Source organism: Candidatus Desulfolinea nitratireducens (assembly GCF_982879505.1).
Genome location: NZ_CEYOSI010000093.1, coordinates 2969 through 9108 on the forward strand (window position 1 = coordinate 2969; position 6140 = coordinate 9108).

5 protein-coding genes are annotated in these 6140 nt (G+C 50.0%); 4 read left to right on the top strand and 1 reads right to left on the bottom strand.

All coding sequences use genetic code 11. The features are described from left to right. The 4 genes from AC3DOM_RS09625 to AC3DOM_RS09640 all read left to right on the top strand — a co-directional run. On the top strand, positions 1–743 hold a 743-nt coding region (locus tag AC3DOM_RS09625; protein WP_487918828.1), incomplete at its 5' end, for a YitT family protein. A gap of 128 nt (positions 744–871) precedes the next feature. Next, positions 872–1711: a GntR family transcriptional regulator gene (locus tag AC3DOM_RS09630; protein WP_487918829.1), complete on the top strand. Its 840-nt coding sequence runs from the start codon at positions 872–874 to the stop codon at positions 1709–1711. A 68-nt stretch (positions 1712–1779) separates the two neighbouring features. After that, the gene (locus tag AC3DOM_RS09635) at positions 1780–3228 is read left to right on the top strand and encodes a trimethylamine methyltransferase family protein (RefSeq protein WP_487918830.1); all 1449 of its coding nucleotides are present in this window, start codon (positions 1780–1782) and stop codon (positions 3226–3228) included. Between the two features lie 60 nt (positions 3229–3288). After that, complete coding sequence (locus AC3DOM_RS09640; protein WP_487918831.1) at positions 3289–3930, top strand: corrinoid protein; 642 nt, start codon at positions 3289–3291, stop codon at positions 3928–3930. 116 nt (positions 3931–4046) lie between these two features. On the opposite strand, the gene AC3DOM_RS09645 is transcribed toward AC3DOM_RS09640, so the two are convergent. Beyond that, on the bottom strand, positions 4047–5894 hold the full coding sequence (locus AC3DOM_RS09645; RefSeq protein ID WP_487918832.1) for an APC family permease: 1848 nt from the start codon (positions 5892–5894) through the stop codon (positions 4047–4049). Positions 5895–6140 lie beyond the last annotated feature (246 nt).

Consider the following 6140-nt stretch of genomic DNA (forward strand, 5'->3'; position numbering starts at 1 on the left):
TCATCAATGAGTTTACCTCATGGCCGATTGGAATGGTGATGCTGATCTTAAATGTCCCCTTATTGTTTGTGGGCTTCAAGCATTTAGGCCGTTTCAACTTTTTGATCCGCACCATATATGTTGTGCTGGTCTACAATGTAGGGACGGATGTCCTTGCTTTCTGGATCCCTTCGGAGGGGATCACCGATAATTTGATGCTCAATGCCCTCTATGGAGGGGTGCTGGGTGGGGTGGCCACGGGTCTTGTTTACCGCGCTCAGGGCACATCTGGCGGGACCGGGATCGTCGGCCGGGTCTTACAATTTAAAACCGGATTTCCAGTCAGCCAGTTATATCTACTCACCGATGGCGGGGTCGTGCTCATAGCCGGAATCGTATTCGGGTGGGATAAAGCATTGTATGCACTGGTCACTCTTTATATCTGGGGGGTGGCCGCGGATCAGGTTTTGGAAGGCCCCAGCGTGGTGCGAACGGCCCTCATCGTCACCGACCAGCCAAAAGCCGTGGCCGACACCGTCTTTCACCGGCTGCGGATAGGGATTACCTCCTGGCCCGCACAGGGAATGTTTACGGAAAAAAATCACACTGTCTTGTATTTTGTGGTGAGCAGGCCAGATGTCGATGCTTTGAAAACCGTAGTGCTGGATGTAGATAAACACGCATTCATTGTCATCGGGATTGGGCATCATGCCATTGGGGGAGTATACAAACAGGGGATTCAAACTTCCAACGACAACCAGTAATTCCCATTTCGAAGGCGCAATCCATCCGACCGCCGGCTCAGATCAGACCGCCGGATGGATTCATGGCCTGAGAATCACATTTTCGACCCGTGTTACACTTGGTTTAATGGGGAAAAATTTGAGAATAGTTGACAACCGCCTGCATCCATTCTTACGCAGGATTGGTATACACCAATTCGGCGGTCAATTTACCCCAAAACTCGCGGGGAATCATGAATAAACCTGTCCAAACCCCAAATCGCGATCATCCTTCCATTCCTGTTTACATTCAAATTGCTGAAAATCTGCTGGATCAGATCGAATCGGGAGTATTGAGTCCTGGTGACCGTTTGCCTCCGGAACGCGAGTTGAGTGAGAAACTGGGGGTGAATCGGTTAACTTTACGGCGCGCCCTCCAAAAGCTCGAAATACAGGGGTTGCTGAACCGTCGACAGGGGGCGGGGACTTATGTATCTGAGCCCAAGATCGAGCAGCCGGCTGAGTTCATCATCTCGTTTACTAAAGGGATGCAGCGCCGTGGTTATATACCCGGCGCAAAAATTGTCAAATTTGAAAACCAGCCAGTCGAGAAATCAAGCGCTGATGATTTGGGGCTTTCTACCTCCGACAGGGTTTACCACATTTTTCGCTTGCGCTTGATCAATCAGGAGCCGGTATTGCTCGAAAGACTCACCATACCCGCTCACCGTTTTCCCGGCTTCGACCGTCATGACCTGGCGACTCGCTCCTTATACGAGGTTATGGAAACAGAATATGGAATTACCGCCCTGCGCGCCCGGCAAAGTTTGGAGCCAGTGATCGCTTTGAACTACGAGGCAGAGTTATTGGATGTCTTACTTGGGGCTCCGCTCATGCTGCAACGCCGTCTGTCGTTCGACCAGGATGATCTACCTATCGAGTACGGCAAAGACCTATACCGGGGTGACCGCTTCCGATTTGTCACCGAGATCGCCCCCTTGGAAATCTGAAAGACTAAGAACTTTTTGCCAAAAAACCATCAAGAACTATTATTAGAACCCCACCAGGAGAAAAACTTATGACATCGAAAACCCTAAAACCTTATCTCAAATATCTCAGCGATTCACACATTGAGGAGATCCATGATGGATCACTGGACTTGCTGGAGAATACCGGCATCATGGTGGATCACCAGGAAGGATTGGAATTCCTCGAGAAACATGGCGCCAAGGTGGATTTCCAGACAAAAAGGGCCAGGATCCCGCGCCAGTTGGTCCGCCGTGCCCTGGAAACCGTCCCGGATCGGTTCACTCTGGCGGCCCGAAACCCGGAGAAGGATTGTCCCCTGATCCCCGGTGGTCGTCCCTACTCCCGCAATGGTGGTGGTGCTGACTTCACCATCGACCTGGAGACAGGCGAATTCAGGCCTTTGCTGCACGCTGACGTCAAGGATTACTACAAATTGATGGATGCGCTCGACGGCATCAGCTTCATTGCCCCGGTGTTCGGGCAGGATATGCCGGTTCTGGGCCGTGACATCCTGATGCTGCGCGAGGCTTTCGGCCACACCGACAAGCATATTCACCTGCGGGCCTTCACCGGCGAATCTCTCAAGCTGATGTTCGAGATGGCGGTCATCGTAGCGGGCGGCAAAAAGGAACTCAAAGAGCGACCCATCGTCAGCCTGCTGGAGGCGCCCATCAGCCCGCTCAAATTCCTGGATGTGACCGTTGATGCCCTCTGGTTGTGTGGCGAATATGGAATTCCGCTGGATGTGTGTGTCATGCCCATCGCCGGGGGAACCGGACCGATGACGATGGCGGGCAATATACAATTGCTCAACACCGAGTTCTTGGCTGGAGTGGTTATCTCCCAACTGGCAAATCCCGGGGCACCATTGCAGTACGCGCCGAGGCCGATGGCTATGGACATGCGTACCGGTTTTAGCCTGGCAGGCTCGGTCGAACTGGGAATTATGGCAACTGCCGGTGCTCAAATGGCCCATTTCTACAAGGTTCCCGTCAGTCTGCATGGGCCCTGGAGCGATTCCATGACCCACGATGGACAATCGATCCTCGAACGCATGTATATGAACATGATGGCCGCCCTGGCTGGCGCTAATGTTTTGGTCGGTGCCGGGATGATGCAGCAAAGCCTGGTCATCAGCCACGAACAATTAGTTATCGATAGCGAAATCAACCATATTGCTTTTCGATCTGTGGAAGGCTTCGAGGTTAATGCCGAACGTCTGGCGAGAGAGGTCATCGACCGGGTCGGTCCTGGTGGGAATTTTGTGGCCGATCCGCACACTTACAAGTTCCTCAGAGGCGAACGGTTCGAGCCAACCCTGCAATACCGAAACTCCAGAGAGGCCTGGGAAGAAACCGGATCGAAGACCATGGTCGACCGGGCCAAAGAAAAAGCTCTGGCAATCTTGGAAGAGCATCAACCCAATCCACTGCCAGAAGATATTCGCAAGGAGTTGGATGAATTCGTGCCAAAAGCGCTGAAATCGCTCGAGAAATAAAGGTTACTAAAAGGGTTTCACTGAGACTAAACACTATCAAATAAAATGAGGCAAAAAAACATGTCTGATATCTTAGTACAAATGCAAAAGGACCTTTACGCTGGAAATTTCAGTGAGGTCGAAACGGCTACGAAAACCGCCCTTGACCTGGGAATGTCGGCTCCGGAGATTCTCAATGATGGCTTGATCGCCGGGATGGATATCGTCGGCCGCGACTTCAGAGCCGGAGATTTATTTATCCCCGAAGTCCTGATGTCTGCCAAGGCAATGCACGCCGGGTTGGAAGTATTGCGCCCTCTTCTGGCAGAGTCAGGGGCGGCATCGCAGGGCAAAATCGTAATCGGCACCGTAGCAGGGGATCTCCACGACATCGGCAAAAACTTGGTCGGTATGATGTTGGAGGGCGCGGGATTCGAGATCATCGACCTGGGAACCAATGTTACACCCGAACAATTCGTCCAGGCCGTCAGTGAGAATGTTGCCGACGTGGTGGGGATGTCGGCTTTATTGACCACCACAATGCTCTCCATGAAATCCACGATAGAGGCTTTACAGGATGCAGGATTGCGAGACAAAGTAAAGGTCATGGTCGGTGGCGCGCCGGTTACTTCGAAATTTGCAGAAGATATCGGCGCCGATAGATATGCGCCGGATGCTGGAGCAGCAGTGGACACTGCCCGCGAGCTTGTAGCTCTGAAATAGTTTGTTAAGGAGTTGTATACATCAGGAGACAGTCACATGGGGAGTGACTGTCTCCTTTGTTCTAGTGCAGAATTTTCATCAGGAATCAACGAAATGTTGATCTAAATGAAGGCGAACTACTCGACCGGGATCTCCTGGTAAACTTTTTCAACGTCAATACCCTGGCGCTTACGATAGGCGGTGAAGCCATAGAAGATGGCAGCGGCCAAACCGTAATTAATCAACATGAAAACGATCGAACTGGTATTTGTCCAGCCAATTCCATAGAGATAACTTGGATCCCAGAACCACTCCACCAGCAACCAATCCAGGAAGGGCAAAAAAACCAGCCCTGCAAAGGTGATCAGAGGAAGCTGCTTGTCTGCGGCCAAATTCTTCCACACATAGTATAGAAGATATAGTAATACTGCTGCATTGGCAACATTAAGAATCCAGACCAATATATAGATAAGCATGGACACTGTGCCCGCTATCGCTGCAGAACCAGCAATACCATATTGTATTGATTTATAGATCAGAAATATCGAAACAGCGCCGTAACCTAACAGAGTCAGCCAGGACCAACCACTATTGACTTTGAATTTTGCGATAGGTGACCCATCAAAAACATCCTTCATTTTCCAGGGCAAGATAATCGCAGCGATGGTTGATCCAAAGAATGTAACGGCAATCACCAAAGTTGAATCCAAAGCCAAAGTTTGAAGATCAAAGATATTGAAAGCGTATAGGGTGGCAACAATCATTCCCGGGATCACCATCAACAATAGGGCATTGATCGGTGTCCGGGTACGCGGCTCAATATTGGATACCCACTCCGGAAGCATTCGGTCGAAGGCGGCAGCAAAGATCACCCGAGTGGAGCTAAGGAAAATTGTGCCTGACCATCCAAACCACCAAAGGCTCATCAGCAGGACAACCAGGAATTGCAAAAAGGGAGCCTTGGTCATCATGGCAGCGAAGAGAACCGGGTAGGGCCAGAAAGGTAATGGTGGAGCCACATCGGTATAGCCCCAGGTGTAATTCCAAAAAGCACCATTGGCTTTATTATAAAAATCCCATCCCAACGTTTTTCCGATCAATCCAAAGAAGATCAAAGCCAACACTGCGGTGACGATGACCCCGGCAGCCATGCCCCAGAAATTACGCTTATAATCTGATGCGCCGCGCACTTCTCCGTAGAGAGTGGAGCCCCAGTTTGGCCATAGGTTTTGGAATGTGATCAAAGGAATCAGCAACATGCTCGCTCCTAGAACCAGAGAGCCTAAAGGCGCAGAAACAGTGCCTGCGGCCTCACCAGCTTCCAATGTTGCCTGATACAAATCAATTTGCTCGGTGCCAAACATTGCCGGAGCAATGCTGTTCAAATTGGCGATAAAGGTTTCATTTGTGCCAAATCCCAGCAAAACGAACACCAACAACAGACCTATCATCCCACCCCAGAAGCATACTTTCTGCACACGGGCATACCATTTCATGCCGACAGAGATATAGAAAAATACGAGTGCGCAAAGGATCAGAGAGCCTGTTAGCAGGCCTGTTTGACCGGACATCCATAGGGCAGCATCTTTTGCGCCTGCAATTGCAAATAGTGGTGTAAGAACCTCGTACATCAGCATCTGACCGTAAAGTGGAACCCAGAGCCAGAGGATGAACCACCATCCAGTGACGGCCAGAATGAAGCCAATGGCGCGTCCCAAAATACGGCTTTGCCAGACATAATCGCCACCAGCGCGTGGCATGGCAGAGATCAGACTGGCATATACGATCACCTCAAAGATCGTAAAAGCACCACCGATCACCACTGCGACTGCCAGGTTTCCCTCAAAATAATATGCGTAGGAAAAAATAAACAGACCCAGAGTAATCAGGTTAATGGAAAACGCAGAGTAAATGAAGGCATCGAAAATCGACCATGACCTCACCAGGCCGCTTGCCTTACGAACAAATAGAGTAACCTCACCCATCAAATTTCTCCTTTGAATTTGGCGTTTCCACAATACCTGTTACCAATCCCCACCGTGTCGTGGAAAACATTAGTTGAATTTCCGATTTTTCAGCTTACTTCTTGTGTTTGTAATCCTACCCCTCCAAAATAATTCTTATGAATCAGCACCTCCTTTCTTTTAGATCATCTTAATTGCCCAAAAAATATTATCCAGTTGTGAGCATATAAGTACCAATTTTCTTTGGTTTTAAATTGATCAGGGCTC

Excerpts from the sequence above, each read along its gene's own strand:
- AC3DOM_RS09635 (WP_487918830.1), top strand. The coding sequence starts at position 1,780 with ATGACATCGAAAACCCTAAAACCTTATCTCAAATATCTCAGCGATTCA.
- AC3DOM_RS09640 (WP_487918831.1), top strand. The coding sequence starts at position 3,289 with ATGTCTGATATCTTAGTACAAATGCAAAAGGACCTTTACGCTGGAAAT.
- AC3DOM_RS09645 (WP_487918832.1), bottom strand. The coding sequence starts at position 5,894 with ATGGGTGAGGTTACTCTATTTGTTCGTAAGGCAAGCGGCCTGGTGAGG.